This window comes from Ectothiorhodospiraceae bacterium BW-2 (assembly GCA_008375315.1).
Taxonomy (GTDB): Bacteria; Pseudomonadota; Gammaproteobacteria; order Thiohalomonadales; family Thiohalomonadaceae; genus BW-2.
Map to the genome: position 1 here is coordinate 1,289,025 of CP032507.1, position 21,021 is coordinate 1,310,045.

24 protein-coding genes are annotated in these 21,021 nt (G+C 51.2%); 12 read left to right on the forward strand and 12 right to left on the reverse strand.

Translation table 11 applies throughout. From position 1 onward, the window contains the following. Nucleotides 1-320 precede the first annotated feature (320 nt). The 3 genes from D5085_06135 to D5085_06145 are packed head-to-tail and all read left to right on the forward strand — an operon-like array spanning nucleotide 321 to nucleotide 2,182. Nucleotides 321-674 carry an NAD(P)-dependent oxidoreductase gene (locus tag D5085_06135; protein QEP42739.1) on the forward strand — a complete coding sequence of 118 codons (354 nt, stop codon included), beginning with the start codon at nucleotides 321-323 and terminating at the stop codon, nucleotides 672-674. Nucleotides 675-692: 18 nt separating this feature from the next. Next, nucleotides 693-1,136, forward strand: coding sequence for a hypothetical protein (locus D5085_06140; protein ID QEP42740.1), 444 nt, complete (start codon nucleotides 693-695; stop codon nucleotides 1,134-1,136). Beyond that, the gene (locus D5085_06145; protein ID QEP42741.1) at nucleotides 1,133-2,182 is read left to right on the forward strand and encodes an IS3 family transposase; all 1,050 of its coding nucleotides are present in this window, start codon (nucleotides 1,133-1,135) and stop codon (nucleotides 2,180-2,182) included. Before D5085_06140 ends, D5085_06145 begins: the two co-directional genes overlap by 4 nt. Before the next feature lie 1,101 nt (nucleotides 2,183-3,283). Here D5085_06145 and D5085_06150 read toward each other — a convergent pair. After that, nucleotides 3,284-3,763 (reverse strand): DUF2919 family protein, encoded by a 480-nt coding sequence (locus D5085_06150; GenBank protein ID QEP42742.1) that lies wholly within the window; start codon nucleotides 3,761-3,763, stop codon nucleotides 3,284-3,286. A gap of 178 nt (nucleotides 3,764-3,941) precedes the next feature. On the opposite strand from D5085_06150, the gene D5085_06155 reads away from it, so the two are divergent. Then, nucleotides 3,942-4,544, forward strand: coding sequence for a hypothetical protein (locus D5085_06155; GenBank protein QEP45071.1), 603 nt, complete (start codon nucleotides 3,942-3,944; stop codon nucleotides 4,542-4,544). Nucleotides 4,545-4,888: 344 nt separating this feature from the next. Here the strand turns inward: D5085_06155 and D5085_06160 are convergent, their stop codons facing one another. Then, entirely contained in the window at nucleotides 4,889-5,620 is a 732-nt protein-coding gene (locus D5085_06160) for a DUF3782 domain-containing protein (GenBank protein QEP42743.1), read from the reverse strand. Nucleotides 5,621-5,754: 134 nt separating this feature from the next. Continuing rightward, on the reverse strand, nucleotides 5,755-5,934 hold the full coding sequence (locus D5085_06165) for a hypothetical protein (protein QEP42744.1): 180 nt from the start codon (nucleotides 5,932-5,934) through the stop codon (nucleotides 5,755-5,757). 234 nt (nucleotides 5,935-6,168) lie between these two features. Here D5085_06165 and D5085_06170 point away from each other — a divergent pair, with 234 nt between their 5' ends. The 4 genes from D5085_06170 to D5085_06185 all read left to right on the forward strand — a co-directional run bounded on the left by D5085_06170 (nucleotide 6,169) and on the right by D5085_06185 (nucleotide 9,794). Continuing rightward, nucleotides 6,169-6,579: a JDVT-CTERM system CAAX-type protease gene (locus D5085_06170; GenBank protein ID QEP42745.1), complete on the forward strand. Its 411-nt coding sequence runs from the start codon at nucleotides 6,169-6,171 to the stop codon at nucleotides 6,577-6,579. 147 nt (nucleotides 6,580-6,726) lie between these two features. Beyond that, on the forward strand, nucleotides 6,727-8,529 hold the full coding sequence (locus tag D5085_06175) for a type II/IV secretion system protein (protein ID QEP42746.1): 1,803 nt from the start codon (nucleotides 6,727-6,729) through the stop codon (nucleotides 8,527-8,529). A gap of 120 nt (nucleotides 8,530-8,649) precedes the next feature. Further along, the gene (locus D5085_06180) at nucleotides 8,650-9,213 is read left to right on the forward strand and encodes an ABC transporter substrate-binding protein (protein ID QEP42747.1); all 564 of its coding nucleotides are present in this window, start codon (nucleotides 8,650-8,652) and stop codon (nucleotides 9,211-9,213) included. Nucleotides 9,214-9,299: 86 nt separating this feature from the next. Continuing rightward, nucleotides 9,300-9,794, forward strand: coding sequence for a hypothetical protein (locus D5085_06185; GenBank protein ID QEP42748.1), 495 nt, complete (start codon nucleotides 9,300-9,302; stop codon nucleotides 9,792-9,794). Between the two features lie 4 nt (nucleotides 9,795-9,798). Here the strand turns inward: D5085_06185 and D5085_06190 are convergent, their stop codons facing one another. Genes D5085_06190 through D5085_06200 form a run of 3 tightly spaced genes read right to left on the reverse strand, consistent with a single transcriptional unit; the run spans nucleotide 9,799 to nucleotide 12,517 of the window. Beyond that, nucleotides 9,799-10,323: a hemerythrin domain-containing protein gene (locus tag D5085_06190; protein QEP42749.1), complete on the reverse strand. Its 525-nt coding sequence runs from the start codon at nucleotides 10,321-10,323 to the stop codon at nucleotides 9,799-9,801. Nucleotides 10,324-10,343: 20 nt separating this feature from the next. Then, complete coding sequence (locus tag D5085_06195) at nucleotides 10,344-11,624, reverse strand: hypothetical protein (GenBank protein QEP42750.1); 1,281 nt, start codon at nucleotides 11,622-11,624, stop codon at nucleotides 10,344-10,346. 38 nt (nucleotides 11,625-11,662) lie between these two features. Beyond that, complete coding sequence (locus D5085_06200; GenBank protein ID QEP42751.1) at nucleotides 11,663-12,517, reverse strand: protein-L-isoaspartate O-methyltransferase; 855 nt, start codon at nucleotides 12,515-12,517, stop codon at nucleotides 11,663-11,665. On the opposite strand from D5085_06200, the gene thiC reads away from it, so the two are divergent. From thiC to D5085_06220, 4 genes are all read left to right on the forward strand, one after another. Further along, complete coding sequence (gene thiC, locus D5085_06205) at nucleotides 12,516-14,405, forward strand: phosphomethylpyrimidine synthase ThiC (GenBank protein ID QEP42752.1); 1,890 nt, start codon at nucleotides 12,516-12,518, stop codon at nucleotides 14,403-14,405. The genes D5085_06200 and thiC overlap by 2 nt on opposite strands. 9 nt (nucleotides 14,406-14,414) lie before the next feature. Then, the gene (locus D5085_06210; GenBank protein ID QEP42753.1) at nucleotides 14,415-14,612 is read left to right on the forward strand and encodes a hypothetical protein; all 198 of its coding nucleotides are present in this window, start codon (nucleotides 14,415-14,417) and stop codon (nucleotides 14,610-14,612) included. Between the two features lie 45 nt (nucleotides 14,613-14,657). Further along, nucleotides 14,658-15,470: a DUF4197 domain-containing protein gene (locus D5085_06215; protein ID QEP42754.1), complete on the forward strand. Its 813-nt coding sequence runs from the start codon at nucleotides 14,658-14,660 to the stop codon at nucleotides 15,468-15,470. Between the two features lie 250 nt (nucleotides 15,471-15,720). Continuing rightward, nucleotides 15,721-16,542, forward strand: a complete 822-nt coding sequence (locus D5085_06220) for a bifunctional DNA-formamidopyrimidine glycosylase/DNA-(apurinic or apyrimidinic site) lyase (GenBank protein ID QEP42755.1) — start codon at nucleotides 15,721-15,723, stop codon at nucleotides 16,540-16,542. Between the two features lie 105 nt (nucleotides 16,543-16,647). Here D5085_06220 and D5085_06225 read toward each other — a convergent pair whose 3' ends face one another. The 6 genes from D5085_06225 to D5085_06250 all read right to left on the reverse strand — a co-directional run bounded on the left by D5085_06225 (nucleotide 16,648) and on the right by D5085_06250 (nucleotide 20,883). Further along, nucleotides 16,648-16,965, reverse strand: a complete 318-nt coding sequence (locus D5085_06225; GenBank protein ID QEP42756.1) for a hypothetical protein — start codon at nucleotides 16,963-16,965, stop codon at nucleotides 16,648-16,650. Next, a complete protein-coding gene (locus tag D5085_06230) occupies nucleotides 16,965-17,420 on the reverse strand; it encodes a hypothetical protein (GenBank protein ID QEP42757.1) in 456 nt (151 codons plus the stop codon). Before D5085_06230 ends, D5085_06225 begins: the two co-directional genes overlap by 1 nt. Nucleotides 17,421-17,447: 27 nt before the next feature. After that, nucleotides 17,448-17,897 carry a flagellar export chaperone FliS gene (gene fliS / locus D5085_06235; protein ID QEP42758.1) on the reverse strand — a complete coding sequence of 150 codons (450 nt, stop codon included), beginning with the start codon at nucleotides 17,895-17,897 and terminating at the stop codon, nucleotides 17,448-17,450. 48 nt (nucleotides 17,898-17,945) lie between these two features. Then, entirely contained in the window at nucleotides 17,946-19,319 is a 1,374-nt protein-coding gene (locus D5085_06240) for a hypothetical protein (protein ID QEP42759.1), read from the reverse strand. A 39-nt stretch (nucleotides 19,320-19,358) separates the two neighbouring features. Next, nucleotides 19,359-19,778 carry a flagellar protein FlaG gene (locus D5085_06245; GenBank protein ID QEP42760.1) on the reverse strand — a complete coding sequence of 140 codons (420 nt, stop codon included), beginning with the start codon at nucleotides 19,776-19,778 and terminating at the stop codon, nucleotides 19,359-19,361. Nucleotides 19,779-20,010: 232 nt separating this feature from the next. After that, nucleotides 20,011-20,883, reverse strand: coding sequence for a flagellin FliC (locus tag D5085_06250; protein QEP42761.1), 873 nt, complete (start codon nucleotides 20,881-20,883; stop codon nucleotides 20,011-20,013). Nucleotides 20,884-21,021: the final 138 nt, after the last annotated feature.

Below are 21,021 nucleotides of genomic sequence, written 5' to 3' on the forward strand. Positions count from 1 at the left end.
AACCAATCCAAGTACAGTTTATGGTATTGCTAAAGATGGGCCTTGTTCATCTCTTCGTCAGCTCCCCTCCACCCCCTTCCCTCTGGGAAAGGCGGAGAGGGAAGGCGAGGGAATCATGCCTCATGAGGGTGACGAGACGATGAACAAGACCCGGGTTTCGTAGGGGCGGGTTTGAAACCCGCCCCTACACGCCGTGGATTACCGGAAGAGATGGTCGTTTAAAAAGCACGGTTTGAATCACACTTGGTTGGAGGGGCATAATAGAAACCGCAAGCTTGACGGAACGATGAACAAGGCCTAAAGATGCAACCAGACAGTTAATCAAAATTATCTGTAACAAGCATAATGTACCGTTAGCATGGGGACTAGTCTTTTTCCCGTATGGTAAGGGGGAACCAGAAACCCGGTTAATCCCATCATTATTTTCTGTATTTCGCAATGAAAAAAAACCATTTGGAGTTAACGCTAATAGCTATCGCGATTTTTTGCATGTATCCGATGTAGCACACGCATTCTTAATACTGGCAAAAAAAAATACAGCGGGTATAATTAATATTAGCTCTGGTGAACCATTGATAATAAGAGAAGTGGTTGAGTTAATTGCCGATATGCATCAGAGTAAATCTGATAAAATTTTAAAGCTAACTACGCCCCTGAGTGTCAAGATACCCTGAGACCACCCCTGATGAGAAATGAATGTAGAATCAGGGGGGCAACAGAGGAGATACACGATGCCCAAAGATACTACCGTTTTACCCTCCAACGAGGTTACCGACCCCGATGAAGAGAAGCGCTCCTACCGCAAATTTAGTGAGGAAGAGAAGCTTCGGATCCTAGCAGAAGCAGAGCAGTGCAAGGAGCCGGGTCAGCTAGGCGAGCTGCTGCGCAAAGAGCAGATCTACAGCTCCCATCTGACCAAATGGCGCCGACAACTGCAAGCACAGGGGCAGGCTGGCCTGAAAGGGAAACAGAGTGGTCGCAAACCGAGCCTAGACAAGCGAGATAAGGAGATAGAGCGTTTAAAGAAGGAAATTCAGCGTCTTAGCCAACGGTTACAGCAGACCGAAGGGGTGATTGCGCTCCAAAAAAAAGCCTTCAGCTTATTGGAGCAGATGAACACAGAGATAAGCTTATGAGATTAGTTGAAAAAGAGTGCCCCAGTTCGGTGAGCATAAGAGCCGCTTGCGATAGCCTAGCGCTCTCGCGTGCAGGCTACTACCGCCGACAGGCTCCGGTTGTCTCCCCCCGAGCGAGCCTTCCAAGACCCGTCGCAGCCAATGCGCTGAGTGAGGCAGAGAGGCAAGCCGTTCTGGGGCTTTTGAACAGCGAACGATTCTATGACCAACCTCCGGCAGAGATCTATGCTAGCCTGCTGGATGAAGGGAAATATTACTGTTCAATCAGTACGATGTATCGGATCCTTCGTGCTAATCAACAGACGGGAGAGCGGCGAGCTCAAAAACCGGCCAAATCACACGCTATCCCCCGATTACGGGCGACCCGACCGAATGAGGTTTGGACATGGGATATCACTAAGCTTCCCACCACAGAGCAGGGTAACTTCTTGAATCTCTATGTGGTGATGGATCTCTACAGCCGTTTTATTGTGGCTTGGATGGTCTCAAGGAAGGAGAATAGTGAGCTCTCCAAGCTGTTAATCAGTGACGCAGCGGCTCGCTATCGGGTCGCGCTCAGTGGCTTAACACTGCATCAGGATAGAGGTGTGCCGATGACCGCCAGAGGCTATCTCGACTTGATGGCCGAACTGGGGATCACCTGCTCCCACAGCCGTCCACGAGTCAGTAACGACAATCCGTTTAGCGAGAGTCAATTTAAAACACTCAAGCAACAACCCGATTATCCTCAACGATTGACAGGAGTTGACCATGCCAGAATATGGTTTAGTGACTATGTTGACTGGTACTGTTTCCACCACCACCATCGAGGGATTGCGTGGTTCACTCCAGAGCAGGTATTTACCGGTCGTTACAAGGAGGTTAGCGAGCAGCGTGAACAGGCGCTGAAGCAGGCCTATCAGCAGCATCCGAAACGCTTTATTCATGGTGAGCCCAAGGTTAAGCAACCCCCTACTGAGGTATGGATTAACCCCGCTCTACCGGAGGAGGGGGTGGGGTCGCTGGAGGTCAACTATCCAACCCTGAATAGAGCGAAGGAGAGATGAGTGACGGTGCCGCTAGTGGGTCTATCGTCGATGGCTTTAGCCGGTTGTGGTGGCTGAATGACAGAGCGTTATCCATAGCCCGCCCCCCGGAGACCCCCTTATTATCGTAGGGGGGCGGGCTGTGGGTAACGCGGTGCAGGAGGGAGGTTCCTAGATTAGGGGTTGCAGTTCGCCTTGCAGCTCCCCCTTGCTGAAGGGCTTGGCTCTTGCGGCAAAGGGCCATGAGGGTCATGTTCGCTCCTTGTTGCGTCATGACTCAACATAGGCGAAATTTGCCGGTGAGGGCAGTGGCAATCACCGGCTAGATTTAGAGCTTTATTTTTTTAACAACTGGTCTCAAATTGCTTGACAGCTTCCGCCGGTCGGCGTTTGTTCGTTCAAGTCGCTCATGGCTCCTCCTTTATCTAAATGTTCGGCCCTTCACCTTGTCCTGCCCATTACAGCAGGCGTTTGGCTACTATGGCCTCTGCTGACTTCTGCTTAATCTCCTCATCGGTTGCCCCATGAGGCGCTATCGCTTTCCATCTATTTGCTCTCCCTTCGTCGATGGATTCAAAGGGGCCGAGATTGATAAACCTGAACCTCAACAGGTCTTTTCACGATCGCTTGTTAAGCAGACCTCCCCGGATAAGAACATGAACTTTCTCTGCACTGCTGCATCATTTACGTTGTCCGTTAGATCACACGGCTTCGATGTCTTGTGCCATCTCGCCTCCAGAATACGCCTCAGATGATGTTCTTGTTCATCAGCTCGCAGTTTTGCGGCCGGCTTCCTTCAGACCTCTCCTCGCGGATTAGCCCTTGCCTTTCGCTAGTAGTTATCGTCTTTTCACTCCTCAGTGAATAACGGTGACCTTCCTACAGAGGACTTTCACCTCATTAGCTCATACCCATGCCGGGCGTACACAATGATTTGCACATCATCCCTATTTAAACGAGTTACAGTTTGAACTGCCTCAATGCAGTAGCGTTGACGGTTTCTGGTTGGAATAACAATAGTATATTTATAGCTCACATTAGCCCCCTTTTAGTAAAAACATCAAAAATAGCCCATCGACTCTATCACCAGTTTAAACAGTCACTCCAGCTAGATGATAGACTCTACTCTTTAGCATAATCTTTAAACAGATCTACGACAATCGGCCTATGCCAAATATAGAACCAAAAAATAAAATCAAGCAGCAGCACAATTAACATCAGCGTGCCACTATTTTTATGCAGCAGATGGTCAACACGAAAAAATTGCACCGCAACCATCAAAAAATGTATCGCGTAGGCCCACAGAAGTATCACCCGTCCATGAGACCAGACAGTAAGCCACAATAGACGAGTCGTTTTATGCCGAAAAATCCACGCAACGATTAGCGGTACTAGCAGCAAGTTAGGCAACAGAAGCCAGACCTCAATCACTTCACGAAAAATTTCGTGGCCAGAACCGGCTAAGCGGCTCGGCCCATAGGCTAAAAATACCAAAATCAGATCTTTAATGCCAAAAAGCATCGCCATCATGACCATGATCGGCATCTTCAGCCGAAAATTTTTATCATAGGCATCAAACGAGTATATCCTCGAAGCAGCCATCCTCTCTCCTCTCCTACGCGACAGTACACACCTCACTTACACTATCGACATTCTACCCGAAGTTCTGAATCCTATCTATAATACCGCAACCAAGGGTAGCCGCAACCGCCAAGCTGTAGCATAATACGACCCACTCTCTTTTAGACCCAAGCCAAAGGAGCATTTAACCGCTACCGTGCTGAAAGTTACCTCTCTGATTCTCCTCCTCGCTCTTCTAGGCGGCTGCGCCACCGCTCCCCCTAAGCATATCGACAACGCTTGCGAAATTTTTCGCGAAAAATCGGGGTGGTATAGCGATGCCTCGGATGTCTCCGAACGCTATGGCGTACCGATTCAAATTCAGCTCGCCTTTGTGCGCCAAGAGTCAGCCTTTTTACACGACGCCCGCCCTGAACGGGAGCGTCTGCTCGGTTTTATCCCCTGGTTTCGCCCCTCTAGCGCCTATGGCTATGCCCAAATTAAAGATGAGACATGGGAGTGGTATCGTGATAAAACTGGCCGCTACGGCGATGATCGGGACGACTTTGGCGATGCAGTTAACTTTATCGGCTGGTATGTCGACCTCTCCCATAAAACTCTGGGGATATCGAAGTGGGATGCCTATAAACAGTATCTCGCCTACCACGAGGGGCATACCGGTTATAAGCGCAAAAGCTATCTCAAAAAGCCGTGGCTGATAAAAGTGGCTCGCAAGGTCAAAAGTAGCGCCGGTCGCTACGGTGCGCAGTTAAAGCAGTGTGCCGGTGAATTTGATCGCGGCCCGTGGTGGTGGCCGTTTTAGGTGGATTGAGAAAGAGGAGAGGGGCAACAGTGCCCCACTGATCGACACCTACCGCCAAACCACACTCAACTTAGCCAGCCGCCGCAACAGCGTACTCTCCCCCCAGTGCGGCTTTGAGTCACACCAGCTTAAACGATAGGACGGCACCCATAGCTGTTTAAACAGTAGCCGCGCCTCAGCTCTGGCTAGCATCGAGCCGACACAGCCATGAAAACCGAACCCAAAAACCTCTGCGCCGCCTTAGGTAACCCACTGATAGAAGCGGTATCGGCTCCAGACTTCGTTACGATAGATAATGTGTGGTGCGACAGGGTTCTGCTCCAATAGCGCCCGTACTCTATCAATCAATAATCGTCAATGCACTTCTCTACCGATTGCGCCTCTGCGGTGACATCTTCTGGCTGACCGTAAACCTCAATCCCGAGTCGTTTAGCCACTTCCAAGGCTCGTGAGTCGATCATCGGTGAGATCATCAGCATCCGCGTCACCGGACGCTGATGCTGCTTCTCAAAAAAGCGTGCTTTGCGCTCAAAGATATACATCGCCGCCTTATCGCAGGACGATTTCAACTCACAGATAATCGTCATTCCATTTCTAATCACCACATCCATCTCGACCTGATCGGGACGACCAAAGACCATCCCCTCATGGTCATACTCATTGACATTGAGTACTTCAACCTCAAAGCTATCTTGCAAAATCGCCGCTAGAGCATTACGAAACGAGCGCTCTGACCGCAGGCCCCAACGAGAACCAAGCGCACCGATAGCGCGTTCATGAAACTTTTGTATGCGACGGTTCTCCTCCATTTGGACATTCCACTTTCGATTCTGCTCCTCCCACTTTCGATTTTGCTCCCTCCTCTCCTCCTCCCACTTGCGGTCCCACTCCTGCCGCTCCTGCCGCAGTTCATTAATTAACCGGCCAATACGATCATCGACATAGTCTTTACTAGCAAAATCCCTTTTCGCGATCTCCATAATATAGTCGCGCAGTGCCGGATCGTACTGCAGGATCTCCGGCAGGTGACGCCGAATCGTTTCGATCATCATCGACTCATTAATTATCTCGCTCATAACTCGTTCCACTCCTCAGTTTAGCTCAAATTGGAAGCGACAATAGTCATGCTATAGTCACCATGACATCGCTACGGTTAGCGACGATATCAATATCGACCCCGCTAGCTATTGTCACCCCCGGTGACTACCGTCTATAGCGTTGCACTCCCCTCACGCAGCCCATCACCCACTCGCTGCACGACCACCTCTTTGCTAGTCTCACCGGCTGCAAATGAGACAGTTCCGCTAGTCGTGTTGGCAACAGAGTCGGCCGCCTCTTTTTCTTTAACGCGGCTCGCTCCTACCTCTTTTATAATCGACTCTGGCCGCATCCCCAGCGTGAAAGTCCTAACAGGGTGATATAGTGACTCGGCCTGTCATGGACAGCATCGCTTCAGCGACTCGCACTAAACGACGCGGATCTGTTTTTCCTAATTCGTAGCTTAAACAGGTTAACAGTAGCATAATGTCTGGCATGGGCTGGGGCTCCGGTGTTCGCTTACTGTTTCGTCACTTAAGCTTATCACCTTAGCCCCTTGCCCTCCTCAATTTTTTAAATCAAAAACATGCCGCTAAAAAATTTTCAATTCAAAGATCACCAGCTACTTTGGTCAGCATTAGTAGCCCCTATTCCGCTCTGGCTGCTGCTCGCCCCGTTTAGTGAGCCGCCGCTAACGCCGTTGTGGCTACTGTTATTGGTCGCACCGGTGGTCGAGGAGCTCGCTTTTCGTGGAGCGATACAGGGCTATCTACTCCAGCAGCGCTGGGGTGGACACCGCTGCGGCTATCTTAGCTATGCGAATTTGGTGACGGCGTTACTATTTGCGCTGCTCCACCTCTACGCCCAGCCTAGCTTGTGGGCGCTGCTCACCTTTGTGCCCGGGCTGATCTTTGGGGCGGTGCGGGAGCGCTATCGCACGGTTATCCCAGCCATTGCGCTACACAGCTACTATAACGGCGGGTTACTTCTGCTCTAAGTTTCGCCTCTATTCACCCTTGCGCCAGTTGTTTTATACTGGGGGGGTGGCGCTTGGGTCTATGGGCTTAGGTGTGTCGCTTTAACTGTTAAGGAGATTTAGCATTCCCTCCCCTACCCTACCTCTCCCGACTGGGATCTAAACCGCGTGTCACAGCACCCTCCTACCTATCTCACCCTCGCTTGGTTACTTGAGGCGCTAGAGAGCGATGGCCTGATTACCTCCCTACAGCGGCTCGATTTGGTGCCGACCGGGGAGCACGCCACCCACTCCCTACAGACCCACCCTTTAATCACACTAGGCGAACGACAGTGGCGCCATGCCCAGAGCCCAACTGTCGTGCTGACGACGGAGTATCTCTGTCAGTGGCTCGCTAAACGAGCTGGTATCGGCTATCGCCGTATCGATCCATTAAAAATTGATGTCGCCCGAGTCACCACGCAGGTCTCAGAGGCTTATGCCAACCGCCACCATATTCTGCCGCTACAGATTAGTGACCATGAGCTGGTTGTTGCCACCGCCGAGCCGTTTCAACTACAGTGGGTGGAGGAGTTGGAGCCGATTTTGCAAAAGTCGGTGGTGGCGGTGCTGGTCAATCCAGTCGATCTTAACCGCTATCTGCACGACTTCTACCACTTAAGCCACTCGATTAAGGGGGCTGAAGAGCACCAAAATCGGAACCGCTACGGTAAGTTGCGTGATCTAGAGCAGCTAATGGAGCTGGGAAAATCGGGTCAGGTCGATACCAATAGCCGCCATGTGGTCAATATTGTTGACTGGCTGCTACAGTACGCCTTTGAGCAACGCGCTAGCGATATTCACCTCGAACCGCGACGCGAGGAGGGGATAGTTCGCTTTCGTATCGATGGCCAGCTACAGACCGTTTACGCCATGCCGATGCAGATTGTGACCACGATTACCAGTCGTATTAAAATTTTGGCTCGTATGGATGTGGCGGAGAAGCGCCGCCCCCAAGATGGCCGTATTAAGAGCCGTACCCGCAACGGTAGTGAGTTCGAGATGCGTCTCTCGACCATGCCAACCGCCTTTGGCGAAAAGCTGGTAATGCGAATTTTTAATCCACAGCTAATGCTTAAGTCGTTTACTGAGCTCGGCTTCTCAGTCGAGCTACAGCAGCAGTGGCAACAGCTATTAGCCCAGCAAAACGGTATTATTCTGGTCACCGGCCCTACCGGCTCAGGTAAGACGACCACCCTCTACTCTAGCTTAAAACAGTTAGCCACTTCGGAAATTAACCTCTGTACAGTTGAAGATCCGATTGAGACGATTGTCAACGAATTTAACCAGATGCAGGTAGCACCCGAGATTGGTATCACCTTCGCCACCGGTATTCGCACCCTCATGCGCCAAGATCCCGACATTATTATGGTCGGTGAGATCCGTGATCAGGAGACAGCGGAGATGGCCGCCCAAGCCGCTCTTACCGGCCATCTTGTCCTCTCGACGCTACATACTAACGACTCGGTCTCGGCCATTATTCGTCTCACCGATATCGGCCTGCCAGCCTACCAAATTAAGGCCAGCTTACGAGGGGTGCTCGCCCAGCGGCTACTCAGAACCCTCTGCCCCCACTGTAAGAGTAGGGCGCAGCTACCGCAAGGGCTATGGCAGTCACTCACCACCCCTTGGCGGGTCAAACCGCCAGCAGAGATCTTTACCGCCCAAGGGTGTCATGAGTGTCGCAACACCGGCTACCATGGCCGTACCGCTATCTACGAAATGCTGCCGATCGATGAGCTGTTAGCTCGACTTATCACCGATCAGGCCGATTTAAAAGCGCTACGGCTACAGGCCTATAAGCAGGGACTACAGCCCCTCGCCCTCTCTGCCGCCCGCCTGCTCGCCTCAGGCCTCACCAGTGGTGAGGAGATTATGCGCATCCTCCCCGGTATGGCTCTGCCCCAGGCTGCCCCGAGATTAGCCCAATAATCTCTGCTCAACGCCATTCCCCCCCCTCTCTAGTTGTGCTATGCTCCATCGCAGTCGCTCTCTGAACCCTAAAGCGGCCTTAAAATTTCAAAAACCTGAACAACCAACGAGGTGACCCTTATGTTACGACTCGCCTATCCACTGATGATTCTCTCACTGCTGTTGGCCACCGTAGCGGCCTATGCAACCCCCTCCGAACGGAGTCAAAACCCAGCGCTAGTACTGCAACAGGGGATTGAGACCCTTGCTAACCCCCCCCAAAGCTCACCTATGGAGCTACAGCGCTATCTGGAACAGCATCTTGTCCCCTATTTCGACTTCGAAGCCATGGCGCGCCAAGTGGCCGGCCCACTCTATCGTCGCCTAAACCCCACACAGCGCGACTACCTGCGCAAGCTGCTCCAAAATGAGGTGCTAACGACGGTAGCCAAGGGGCTTAACCAGTATCGCGATAGCGAAATTCGCTACTACCCAGCCGCTCGCCACCACGGCAATCAGGTGCTGCTGCGGGCAGAGCTAAACTATCCGAACCAGCCCAGATCGCTACAACTCGCGTTTCGACTGCACAACGGCCCCCAAGGGTGGCGCGTGGTCGATGTGATTGCCAACGGCCTGAGCGCGGTCAGCCACTACCGCTATCAGTATCAGAATCGGATGCGCCCCGGGCCAAGCTATAGCTACTAATTAGCCTCCGATTTACCATGACAGCCGCCGATTCGACGACGCCTCGCCCCTCCTCCGCTCTCCGCCCTGATCTCGATTGGAGTCAGGTGCGTGAGACGGTCTCACTGCTCAATGTTGCCGCCCACCAGATCGAGTGGAGCTTGACCGATAGCGATGAGTCGATCAATACCCTCAGCGAATCGTTTACCACCATGGTCAACGAAGCCTCGCAGATTAAGCAGATGGTACAGCACGATAACCCGCAGCAGAGCGAGGCGATTATCTCTGCGGCTAACGATATTGAGCAGCGGATGCACCAAGCGATTATCGCCTTTCAGTTCTACGATCGGCTAACTCAACGAATGAACCACCTTGCCAGTAGTCTAAGGCTATTGAGTGAGCTGGTGAATGACGCCTCCCGACTCTATAATCCGGGGGAGTGGCACCAGCTAATCGAGGCGATTCGGCAGCGATATACCACCGAATCTGATCGAGCCATGTTCGATGCTATCCTCTCCGGTCTCTCGCTCGATGAGGCGATTAGCTGCTACATTCGCTCTCAGGCAGAGGACAGTCAAGAGGATGATATCGAACTGTTTTAGCGATCTACCGAACTAAAATACCCCGCCGCTCCGCCATCGCCCGTCCCATCTTCTCCAACTCCCGTTGACCGAAGATATGTTGCGCCATATCGAGCAGCTCTTCGTTTTCATAAGCGACATGCTCGCGCTGCACTTGAATAAACTCACGACACTGTGCCAAGAAGGGTTGCCACTCTTTGATTAAGTTAGGGCGCTGTATTTGTGGCCCGATTTGTGCCCAGAGCGCCTCTAGCTGCTGGTGCTCCTTTTTACAGCGATGGACTCTATCGGCCAGTTTGAGCGATTGGCGTGCTAGCGACACAAAGAGCTGCTGCTCCTCATCTTGGTGGTGCTCGGGTGCGCTTTTGTGAAAATATTTGTAGATTTTTTGCGCCGTGGTCATGGTCGCCATATCGATCTTATCACCATTGAGCTCTGTCAGTAGCTGCTCTAGCAGTTCACAGTGGTGGAGGATCTTATCGTGGCAGGTGCGTAGCAGCGCTAGCGGTTGGGTAAAGTCGGGAGCTATCTCAGGAAAGGGGGAACTCATTGGGCTAATCTCCGGTTCACTTACTGTAACAGCCGGTTAATTTGGACTAAATCCTCCTGTTGCAATACCCCTGCGGCCTGTTTTAGCCCCAAATTGGCTAAAATTAGATCGTAACGCGCTTTGGTATAGTCTCGCTGAGCGCTAAAGCGATCTTTTTGTGAGTTAAGTAGATCGACTAAAGTTCGGGTGCCGACATGTAGGCCGGTTTCGGTCGCTTTAAGCGCCGTCTCCGCCGATGAGAGCGCCTGTTTCCGTGCCTTAACCAGCTCAATCGCAGTCTCGATCCCTAACCAAGCTGAGCGCACCGAACGGATGGTTGAGCGTTGCAGTCGCACTAAATTTGCCTCCGCCTGCTGCTGCTGGTAGCGTAGCTCTGCGACCATAGAGTCGGTTAAACCACCCGTATAGAGCGGCCAGTTAAGCTGCACTCCAAGCGATTGAGTGGTGGCATCGGCGTTGTGATTATTGAGTGAACGGGCCAGCCGTGCGGTTAGATCGACACTAGGAGCATCGCCCGCTTCAGCCTGCTCTATGGCAGTTTGTAAAATATCGATCTGCGCCTGCTGTAGCGCCAGTTCAAGATTGTGCTCTAAAGCCTGCGCAATCCACGGCTCGACCCCCACCGGCTCAGGTAGGATGAGGGGTAGCTCCTGCTGTAGTGTCGCTAGCTCGCCCATGGAGCGATTAATGATCTCCCGTAGCGCTTCGCGACTACTATCGAGTGCCGCCCGCGAGGAGAGTAACTGCGCCGAGGCTAAGTCGAAACGGGCCTGCGCCTCATAGACATCGGTAATCGGTGACATACCGACATCGAACCGCTGTTTGGTCTGATTCAGTTGTAGTTCAATCGCTTTAAGCTCCTGTTGCGACAGGGTGAGGCTATCTTGCGCCGCCAGAACATCAAAATAGGCACTGGCCACCCGCTGAATCAGCGCCTGCTGCGCCTGACGATACTGTAGTTCGCTAGCGATAATCTCCGCCTCGACCTGATCCATCCGTTTGAGTACCGGTTTATGGTAGAGCGGCTGCTGTACCACTAACGCGCCGGTTTGACCCAAATTGTCGCCTTGGAGCGAGTGGTCACTGTAGTCGATAGAGGCCGAGGCTGCCACCGTCGGCATCACCGCCGCTCTGGCCTGATTGCGCTGTTCGGTTTGAGCTAGCAGCCCCAATCGAGCCGCCTCAAGCTGCCTATCCTGCTCTTTGGCGGTTTGGTAGATCTGGAGTAGATCGTCAGCCCACAAGAGTGAGGGGGCTAACGACAGTAACAAAATAGATAGCGATAAAATAGGATAACGCATGCGCTTTATTTAGCTCCGGTTCAGATTGATAGAGGCCACTACAGGCTAAATTGACGCCTAAAGGAGAAGTTTTGCAACGGCGGCAGTTGCGTCTCAAATAGCTCCTGCTGCTGCCAGTTCACCGCACTGGTGCGCTCAATTCGTAGCGCCTGCATAGCGACTCCCTCACCGACAACCACAAAGAGCCGTCCGTTAGGAGATAGGTTATCGAGTAGCTGTTGCGGTAGCTGCGGCAGTGAGCCGGTCACCAAGATCGCCTCATAGAGCTCCCCCTTCGGACTCCAACCATGGCCGCCATCGCCCGTGTGGAGGGTCACATTGATAATCGCCTCCCGCTGTAGATTCTCTCGCGCCAGCTCGGTCAGCTCCGGCACTAGCTCCACACCAGTGACATGGCGAGCAAGACGAGCGGCAAGCGCCATCAGGTAGCCACTACCACTGCCGATAACCAGCACCGAGTCGCTATCTCTTAGTGAGACGCTCTGCACCATGTGAGCCTCAATCCGAGGGGGCAGCATGGTAGCACCGTACCCTAGCGGAATGGCGCAGTCACTATAGGCGACTGCGCGATAGTTTTCGGGGACAAAATTGTCTCGCGCTAGCGAATCGATCGCCTCTAGGACACGATCATCGTGCAGGTTCCAAGGGCGAATCTGTTGCAGCACCATGTTGTGCCGCGCCTGTTGCAGGTTCATATCGGACATGTTGGCGTTCCCCAAGCTCAATACGGGTAGTGAAAGCGCCATTATAGCGATAAATCGTGCCATCAGATACCATTCACTGTCATAGAAAGCTGGCAATTTCCACCAGTCGCCCCGATAATAGGCCCCTGTGGCACTCGATTGCCACCCCGATGCTTCAGACCACAGACGACTTTTAGAGAGGCTCTCCATGAGCGCAATGCCGCAAGACTTTATCCAGCGAACCAGCCAGCTATCCGAATCGGTTACCCGCCCCTTTCCGCAGTCACGCAAGATCTATCTTACCGGGAGCCGCGACGATATTCGCGTACCGATGCGGGAGGTGAGCCAGAGCGCCACAATCACCCGTAGCGGCGAGGAGCAGAATCCCCCGATTGTGGTCTATGACACCTCCGGCCCTTTTACCGATCCCGACCACCCAGTCGATCTCCTCAAAGGGATGCCCGATCTACGCGGCCGCTGGATTGAGGAGCGCGAAGATACCGAACAGCTCTCCGGCCCTAGCTCCAGTTATGGACAGAAGCGACAAGGAGATGCCGAACTTGACTATCTCCGTTTTGAACATATTCGCCCACCACGCCGCGCCAAAGCGGGACAGAATGTCACCCAAATGCACTACGCTCGCCAAGGAGTCGTTACACCAGAGATGGAGTTCGTCGCGATTCGCGAAAATATGCGCCTTGATGAGTTACGCCAAGATCCCCGCTATCAAGCGCTACTACAACAACATCGGGGCGAGAGCTTTGGTGCCTCAATTCCAGATCGAGTCACCCCCGAGTTTGTCCGTGGTGAAGTGGCCGCCGGTCGGGCGATTATTCCGGCCAATATTAACCACCCCGAACTGGAGCCGATGGTTATCGGCCGCAACTTTCGGGTCAAAATTAATACCAATGTCGGTAACTCGGCGGTCACCTCATCGATTGCCGAAGAGGTCGAGAAGATGGCTTGGTCAGCGCGTTGGGGTGGCGATACCCTAATGGATCTCTCCACCGGCAAAAATATTCACGAAACTCGCGAATGGATTCTGCGCAACGCCCCGATGCCAATTGGCACCGTCCCTATCTATCAAGCCTTAGAGAAGGTCGATGGCAAGGCAGAGGAGCTGAGTTGGGAGATCATGCGCGATACCCTAATTGAGCAGGCCGAACAGGGGGTCGATTACTTTACGATTCATGCCGGAGTACTGCTGCGCTATGTGCCGTTAACTGCCAATCGCCTCACCGGTATCGTCTCCCGTGGCGGCTCCATTATGGCCAAATGGTGCCTAGCCCACCACCAGGAGAACTTCCTCTACACCCACTTTGACGACATTTGCGACATTATGCAGGCCTACGATGTCTCTTTTAGTTTAGGCGATGGCCTCAGACCCGGCTCTCTAGCCGATGCGAATGATGCCGCCCAGTTTGCCGAACTAGAGACACTCGGCCAGTTAACCCAACGCGCTTGGGAGCGCGAAGTACAGGTGATGATTGAAGGCCCCGGCCATGTGCCGATGCAGATGATTAAAGAGAATGTTGACAAGGAGCTGCGCGACTGCTTTGAGGCCCCCTTCTACACCCTCGGCCCACTGGTGACCGATATTGCGCCGGGTTATGATCATATCACCTCCGGCATCGGTGCCGCCCAAATTGGCTGGTATGGTACCGCGATGCTCTGCTATGTCACTCCCAAAGAGCATCTAGGGCTACCCAATAAAGAGGATGTACGGGAGGGGATTATCACCTACAAAATTGCCGCCCATGCCGCCGATCTAGCCAAGGGTCATCCGGGAGCTCAACTGCAGGATAACGCGATGTCCAAAGCACGCTTCGAGTTTCGCTGGCACGATCAGTTTGCGCTAGGACTTGATCCCGATCGAGCACAGGAGTACCACGATGAGACGCTACCGAAAGAGTCGGCCAAGGTAGCCCACTTCTGCTCCATGTGTGGCCCCCACTTCTGCTCCATGAAAATCACCCAAGATGTGCGTGACTACGCCCGCGAACACGGCTTAGACGAAAATATCGCCCTGCAAGCGGGTATGGAGGAGAAGTCGGTCGAGTTTACCCGCAGCGGGGCGGAAGTTTACCAAAAAGCGTAGTCAAAGAGCATGGGCTGCTGGGGATGTCCTCACGAATTTGAAGGGAAGTGCCAACGAGTGGAGAATCGCCCCTGCGATCCTGGCATGAAGGGGTGTGTTCTCTTCGGCCGCTTTGTCTTTAGTAACGAGACCAAAAACCGCCCCGGCGGTCCGAGAGGTCGCGATAAAAACGGCAAACGCATTGAGCAAGATGAGAGTCACCGTTAATCTAAGCCCCCCTGCCCGCCTCGCCTATATCAACGACTCACCTTAATGAAACCTCTGGAGACGACACCTGTGTCAAACAAGCCACTCTTAATCGGATTACTCCTTCTACCAACGCTATCCCCCCCACTCCACGCCGAGAGCTGGCAAGAGCTACTCGGCACTGCGCAAAAAATTCTCACCCAACCCCAACTCGAAGAGGCGGCCACAGCGGCACTCTCCCAATCGGAGATGGCGACCGCTATGAAAGAGGCGCTCGCTAGCGGTGTCGAATCGGCCATCACGACCCTAGGGCAGCCAGACGGCTTTTTAGGTAACGCCTTGGTCAAAATTCCCATGCCACCCTCATTAGCCTCAGTCGAACAGCTAGCGCGTAAGAGCGGTCAGGGCCACTACGCCGACCAATTCATCACCTCCATCAATCGCGCTGCCGAGAAGGCGGTTCCCGAAGCCTCAGCCATTTTGGGCGATGCTATTCGTCAAATGAGCGTCACCGATGTCGAGCAGATTATCAGCGGCCCCGATGATGCCGCCACCCGCTACTTCGAGAGAGTATCGCGCCAATCGCTACAGCAAAAACTGCTCCCGATTATTAAACAGGAGACCGGTACAGCCGGCGTCACCGCTGCCTATAAAAATCTAGTCGATAGTGCCGGCGGGGTACTAAACAGCCTCGGCCCACTCTCTAGCTTTGCTAGCGGAGTAACAAAAGCGGTTGATCTCGACCACTATGTCACCGACCAATCACTCGACGCCCTCTTCGACTATATTGCCATCGAGGAGCGGCAGATTCGCACCAATCCAGCAGCCCGCTCCACCGAGCTGTTAAAAAAGGTCTTTGGAACCGTTGCCGCACCATAGTGTGATACTCATCACAAAAAATATCACAATCAAATTAAAGATTAGATTTTCAGATCCGATAAGATGGGTAAGCATGAGACATTGAGTGAAAGAGTTAAATGCCCACGGATAATCTCCGTTGAATATGAGCCTGTCTATCGTATATAGACCGATCCCGGAGGGAGAGCGACCCGCCGGGATCATATAATTTTTATAGCGTAGAAAATCGCCGATACTATTATCTAGTCGGCGATTTTTCTTTGGAATCGAGATGCCAGAACTCCCCGAAGTTGAGACCACCCGACGCGGTCTAGCCCCGCATATTGTCGGTCAAACCGTCACCACCCTCACCATACGCCAACCCAAACTGCGCTGGCCGATTGCCGCTCAACCACTCCAGACGCTGATTGGTAAGCCGCTACGAGAGCTACAGCGGCGCGGTAAATATCTCCTGTTTAGCTTCCCTTCCGGGACGCTGCTTATCCATCTTGGTATGTCAGGCAGCCTCAAACTAGTCCCTTGCACTCAACCGCCCCATAGACACGACCACCTCGATATCGGTTGGAGTAATCACCTGCTACTACGGCTCACCGATCCGCGCCGCTTCGGTGCCGTACTCTGGAGTGAAGGTGATACCCTGCACCCGCTACTACAACCGTTAGGGCCGGAGCCACTCTCTGATGCGTTTACCCACCACACACTGCAACAGGCGGTTGCCAATAAGCGCCGCGCGATTAAACTGGCTATTATGGATAACCGTATCGTCGTCGGCGTAGGTAATATCTACGCCAATGAGGCGCTGTTTCAAGCACGGATCGCGCCACAACAAGCGGCAGGCAACCTCAGCTCGGCCCAAATCAGCGCACTCAGCACCGCAATCAAGGCGACGCTCACCCGTGCCATTGAGGCCGGCGGAACCACTTTAAAAGATTTTGTCGGGGGCGATGGCAAACCAGGCTACTTTCAGCAACAGCTCATGGTCTATGGTCGTGAAGGGGAGCCGTGCGGCCACTGTGCAAGCACGATAAAGAAGATAGTTTTAGGGCAAAGGGCGAGCTACTTCTGCCCTAAGTGCCAAGCTAAGAGTTTATGAAGATAGCCATCGCCTGCTACAGCTCTACAGTTTAGTAAGAACAGTCTAGCTATTGTGGGGAATCATACCTCATGAGGGTGACGAGACGATAAACAAGGCCGTCCATCACGACTGTTGTTCGGTTTGACGATAGCGCTGCACTGCCTCTCGCCCCAGCTCCAGTGCACGAGAGTCGGCATAGATCGCCGAACTGCGCTGATGCAGTTGCTGCAACAGCCCACTATATTGCTGATTAAAATCGGTTAAACGCGGCTGCCACTCGGTTTTATCGATCTCTTCGGCATGGGTAAAAAAATCACTCAGGCCTTGATGAATTTGAGCAGCGATCTGCTGCGCCGCAATATAATCTTCGGCCTCAATCTCAGTCTTTAACTGCTGTAGGTGCTGCTGCAACAGTTGCCACAACGACTCTCTGTCAACCATCACTCAACCTTTAATGGTTGACAGCGCAGCATATCAGAGAGAATCAGCTGATCCAAAATAAGCTCGCCCTCATGTTCAGGATTAGGAATTAAACGATTTGAGGCCGGATTAATTAAAAAATCGAGCTGCTCTAACGGAATTTGCCCCACTAACGCCTCAATTTTAGGGTGCGATAGCTCCAGCACATCCCCCCGAGCGATTCGTCCCTGAATCTCATAGATCACCGGGCCGTAAATGCCGCGTTCAGTAATCCCCTCAGCCGTGTTCACTTTGGTTATCTTTAACAACTCTAAACCCAGCTGGTCAATTAATTTTTTCGAAAGACACATCATCGAAGCGCCACTGTCGACAATAATATCTTTCAGCTTAACCTGTTTTATTGCTGATTGCTCTATGCGCTCTTTTCTATAATCGAGCCAACTATCATAGGATGTTAAGATAACATCCGTTGCCACTCTTCCCATAACGGTAGATGCCTAATTTTAGCCCGCCATCGCCGACATCGAAGCCGATGCCGCCTGCATATAGCTCATGGTGCGCTTTTCAGCCGGGATCTGATCCCACGCTTCACGAATTTCGCCAATCAGATTAGTGACCTCATCTAATAGCGTAGGATCATTTTTCAAATTCGCATCGAAAAGGCGTGTCTCCATATACTCATAGAGTGAAAACAGATTCTGACCTAAATCGCCTCCCCTATCTTTATTGACGCTCTCCCGCAAACCACCAATTATATTAATTGCACTATTAATAAAGCGCGTCTTTTCGGGGATATTACCGCGTAACATATGCCCTTTAGCACTAGCAATTCGATCTATCGCGCCATTAAGCAACATCTGCACCAACTTATGTGGTGAAGCATCCTGAACGCCACCAGTATTAGCAATTTGGCCGTACTGCTGAATCACATTATTAATCTGGTTATATGTCATCGCTATTCACCTCACTTCACTTCAATGCAATAAAAAATTTAATGTAATTTAAAAGGCTGCTAACTGCTGGGTTAGATAGCTACTGGTTGAATTCATCTGCGACATTAGCCCGTCAAGCGCATTGAATTGATTCTCAAACCTCTTTTGAACCAACGCCAATCGATACTCCATATCCAACTGCCGATCCTGAAGTCGATCTACACTACTATTTAGGCCCTTAGTCCGAGAGGCCAACAAACCATCGGTACTATCAAGCATACTATTGGCTAAATTATAGAAACGACTCGCATAACCATCAGTCGTATTACCAAACAGCTCGGCCACTGCCGCAAAATTGGTATTCATCGCATCAGTCAGAGTAGTACTATTAAGCGTTAACTGCCCATTATCTTTGTTAGTCGTAATACCCATTTGTGAAAGATGACTAAAGGCTCCCGAAGTTGTTGTTGAACCGGTGTTTAAAATGCCACGCAACTGGGACTCAATAGTGCGTAAAGTACTATCATTACTTAGATCACCCCCTCTTAGCTCACGAACCTTAGAGATCACCCCATTGTAGCCATTAACAAAATTATTAACTGCCTCTTTAACGCCTGCTTCATCGCGGGAGATATCCAAAGTCGCTGAACCTATTTTATTAGCAGTGATATCGAGGCCATCAATGACACTATTAAACTCATTAGTCGCACTACTAACATCAACCCCATCGACAGTAATAGAGGCATCTAAATCGGCTAAATCGACAATAGTCGCTCCAGAAGCACTCTTATTTAAGGTAGAGACGCCATCGGCCACCAAATTTGAGGTTCCGGTAACGCTGGCAATAGCCGCATCAGTACCGGTTTCAGTTGAGGTTAAAATGAGCTGTTGGCCTAATGTCCCATTAATAATTGTTGCCGTTAAGTTATCGTCATTATTAGCATGACTATTAATCGCATCGCGGACATCAGACAGTGTCATACCACTAATATCACCTAAATCGATCTCTGTCGATGAGGCATCATTTAAAGTTATCTTAAAACCACCTACCCCAAAAGTATCTGTATCTGCGTATTGAGCACCGACTGACATTTTATGCTTTTGGGCAATTTCATTCACGCTAACAGCATAACTACCCTGCAATGCATTTTTGTCAGCAGTAACCGTTAACACCCCCTCTGTACTATTGCCACTGCCATCTAACTCGTTAGAGAGAGTTGATTTAAACAGTTGAAAACTCTCAATGCTATTCAAACCATCCATCGCCGATTTAAATGAGTCGATTGAGCTCTTCAGTTTCCCATAAGCACTAATCTGATCTTGATACTCCTGCTGACGCTGCTCCAACAGCCTTAGCGGACGGCGCTCATAATCCATCAAGGCGTTAATAATTGCCTGAGTATCCAGACCAGAACCAATTCCACCTGCACTTAAAACAGCCATCTCTCTAACTCCTCTTGTAACCGCAACAGAAAAAACTAATTATGCTTTAGCGCGAATAATAATGCCTGCCGCCTCATCTAGTCGCTTATGCAACTGTTGAATCTCTTCTGAGGGAATTTGGCGAATCACCTCATTAGTCTCACTGTTGACAACCTTAATCACCATAGAGCCGTTGTCGTTATCTCTTAGAAATTGCAGTTCACTGCGAACCTTTTGGACATAGCTATCTAGCTCAGAAAGGATGGAAGAGAGATCATCTTGTGTTCGATCACCCTTTTCATCCTGTTTTTGCTCAGCACGAGTCCGTTCTAATAAACGATCAATACCAGATCTATCATTACCACTACCAACTTTAGCTTCTGCCGTAACTTTCGACTCTGCGCTAACTCTGCCAGCGGTACTGGCTTGATGCGGTGTAAAATTTTGGACACTAACGCTCTCTGTCACTGCACTAATCATCTCTCTCACCTCCGTAAACCCTCTAAAATTGATCTGCAATCAATTTAGTTTACACCATTAATTTAACCCTTGCAGAGATTAACGGCCCAAAATCTGTCATCTTTAGCCGCACCCAATAAAATTTTGAAAAAATGCCCGAAACAACAGCTTCGGGCAAAAGCCTGTCTGAACTAGTCAGAACCTCCCTGTCAGTTCAAATACGAAATTGTAATCCTTGAAAAATTGCTATAATCTATTGAAGTAGAGACATAATTGATTGCGGTGCCTGATTCGCCTGCGACAGCATCGCCACACCCGCTTGCTGCAGAATCTGCATTTTCGTTAACTGCGCGGTCTCATAGGCAAAGTCGGTATCCATAATCCGTCCGCGAGAGGCTGTCACCTGCTCAGAGGATCCTCTGAGAACATTAATGGCCGATTCAAAGCGACTTTGAACAGCGCCAAACTCTGCTCGTTTTGTGGTGATAGCATCAATTGCCGCATCAATTCTGTCAATAGCGTTAAGCGCACTTGAGCCATCTGCCCCCCCAACAGCGACGCCCGTTAGTGCTGTGCTTCCCGCATTCACATTAATGCTTCCAGCAATCAAATCAGCCGCACCAAGATTAATGTCTATCTTATTAGTAGAAAGATTATCTGGACCTACCTGTATTCTTACCAAACTGGTACCTACACCGGCTCCAGAACCATTAACCACATTTTTACCATTATACTCAGTAGAATCAATAACCCGTTTAACCTCACGATTTAACTGCTGAAACTCATCATTCAAGTTAGATCTATCCGCAGTCCCCAAAGTACCGTTGGCAGATTGAACGGCAAGCTCACGCATTCTTTGGAGCATATCACCCATTTGTCCAAGCGCATTTTCAGCCGTTTGCGCCATGGAGATACCGTCTGAAGCATTACGAATCGCTACCTGCATGCCGCGATTTTGGGCCTCCATCCGGCGAGCAATGGCAAAACCGGAAGCATCATCCTTAGCACTGTTGACTCTCAATCCGGAAGAGAGTTTCTGCATGACATTAGCCATATTTGTTTGAGAGTTAGCTACATTCCGCTGCGCACTCATCGAAGCTACATTTGTATAAATTGACAGGCTCATCTTTCTATCCTCTTGAAAATATTATTTAAACTCAAGGCGGATACTTCGGTATCTGTCCAAGTTTACCGCCGTTATGGTTAATAGCGTTGCCAAAAAGTGATTCTTGAGAACAAAATAGGCCAACCTCACTTGGTGCCT

Coding starts and splice junctions, on each gene's coding strand:
- fliS (QEP42758.1), bottom strand. CDS start 17,897: ATGACATATAACCAGATTAATAATGTGATTCAGCAGTACGGCCAAATT.
- D5085_06200 (QEP42751.1), bottom strand. CDS start 12,517: ATGGAGAGCCTCTCTAAAAGTCGTCTGTGGTCTGAAGCATCGGGGTGG.
- D5085_06210 (QEP42753.1), top strand. CDS start 14,415: ATGGGCTGCTGGGGATGTCCTCACGAATTTGAAGGGAAGTGCCAACGA.
- D5085_06160 (QEP42743.1), bottom strand. CDS start 5,620: ATGAGCGAGATAATTAATGAGTCGATGATGATCGAAACGATTCGGCGT.
- D5085_06190 (QEP42749.1), bottom strand. CDS start 10,323: ATGAGTTCCCCCTTTCCTGAGATAGCTCCCGACTTTACCCAACCGCTA.
- D5085_06250 (QEP42761.1), bottom strand. CDS start 20,883: ATGAGCCTGTCAATTTATACAAATGTAGCTTCGATGAGTGCGCAGCGG.
- D5085_06145 (QEP42741.1), top strand. CDS start 1,133: ATGAGATTAGTTGAAAAAGAGTGCCCCAGTTCGGTGAGCATAAGAGCC.
- D5085_06240 (QEP42759.1), bottom strand. CDS start 19,319: ATGGCTGTTTTAAGTGCAGGTGGAATTGGTTCTGGTCTGGATACTCAG.
- thiC (QEP42752.1), top strand. CDS start 12,516: ATGAGCGCAATGCCGCAAGACTTTATCCAGCGAACCAGCCAGCTATCC.
- D5085_06180 (QEP42747.1), top strand. CDS start 8,650: ATGTTACGACTCGCCTATCCACTGATGATTCTCTCACTGCTGTTGGCC.
- D5085_06195 (QEP42750.1), bottom strand. CDS start 11,624: ATGCGTTATCCTATTTTATCGCTATCTATTTTGTTACTGTCGTTAGCC.
- D5085_06150 (QEP42742.1), bottom strand. CDS start 3,763: ATGGCTGCTTCGAGGATATACTCGTTTGATGCCTATGATAAAAATTTT.
- D5085_06215 (QEP42754.1), top strand. CDS start 14,658: ATGAAACCTCTGGAGACGACACCTGTGTCAAACAAGCCACTCTTAATC.
- D5085_06170 (QEP42745.1), top strand. CDS start 6,169: ATGCCGCTAAAAAATTTTCAATTCAAAGATCACCAGCTACTTTGGTCA.
- D5085_06220 (QEP42755.1), top strand. CDS start 15,721: ATGCCAGAACTCCCCGAAGTTGAGACCACCCGACGCGGTCTAGCCCCG.
- D5085_06140 (QEP42740.1), top strand. CDS start 693: ATGAATGTAGAATCAGGGGGGCAACAGAGGAGATACACGATGCCCAAA.
- D5085_06245 (QEP42760.1), bottom strand. CDS start 19,778: ATGATTAGTGCAGTGACAGAGAGCGTTAGTGTCCAAAATTTTACACCG.
- D5085_06165 (QEP42744.1), bottom strand. CDS start 5,934: ATGCGGCCAGAGTCGATTATAAAAGAGGTAGGAGCGAGCCGCGTTAAA.
- D5085_06225 (QEP42756.1), bottom strand. CDS start 16,965: ATGGTTGACAGAGAGTCGTTGTGGCAACTGTTGCAGCAGCACCTACAG.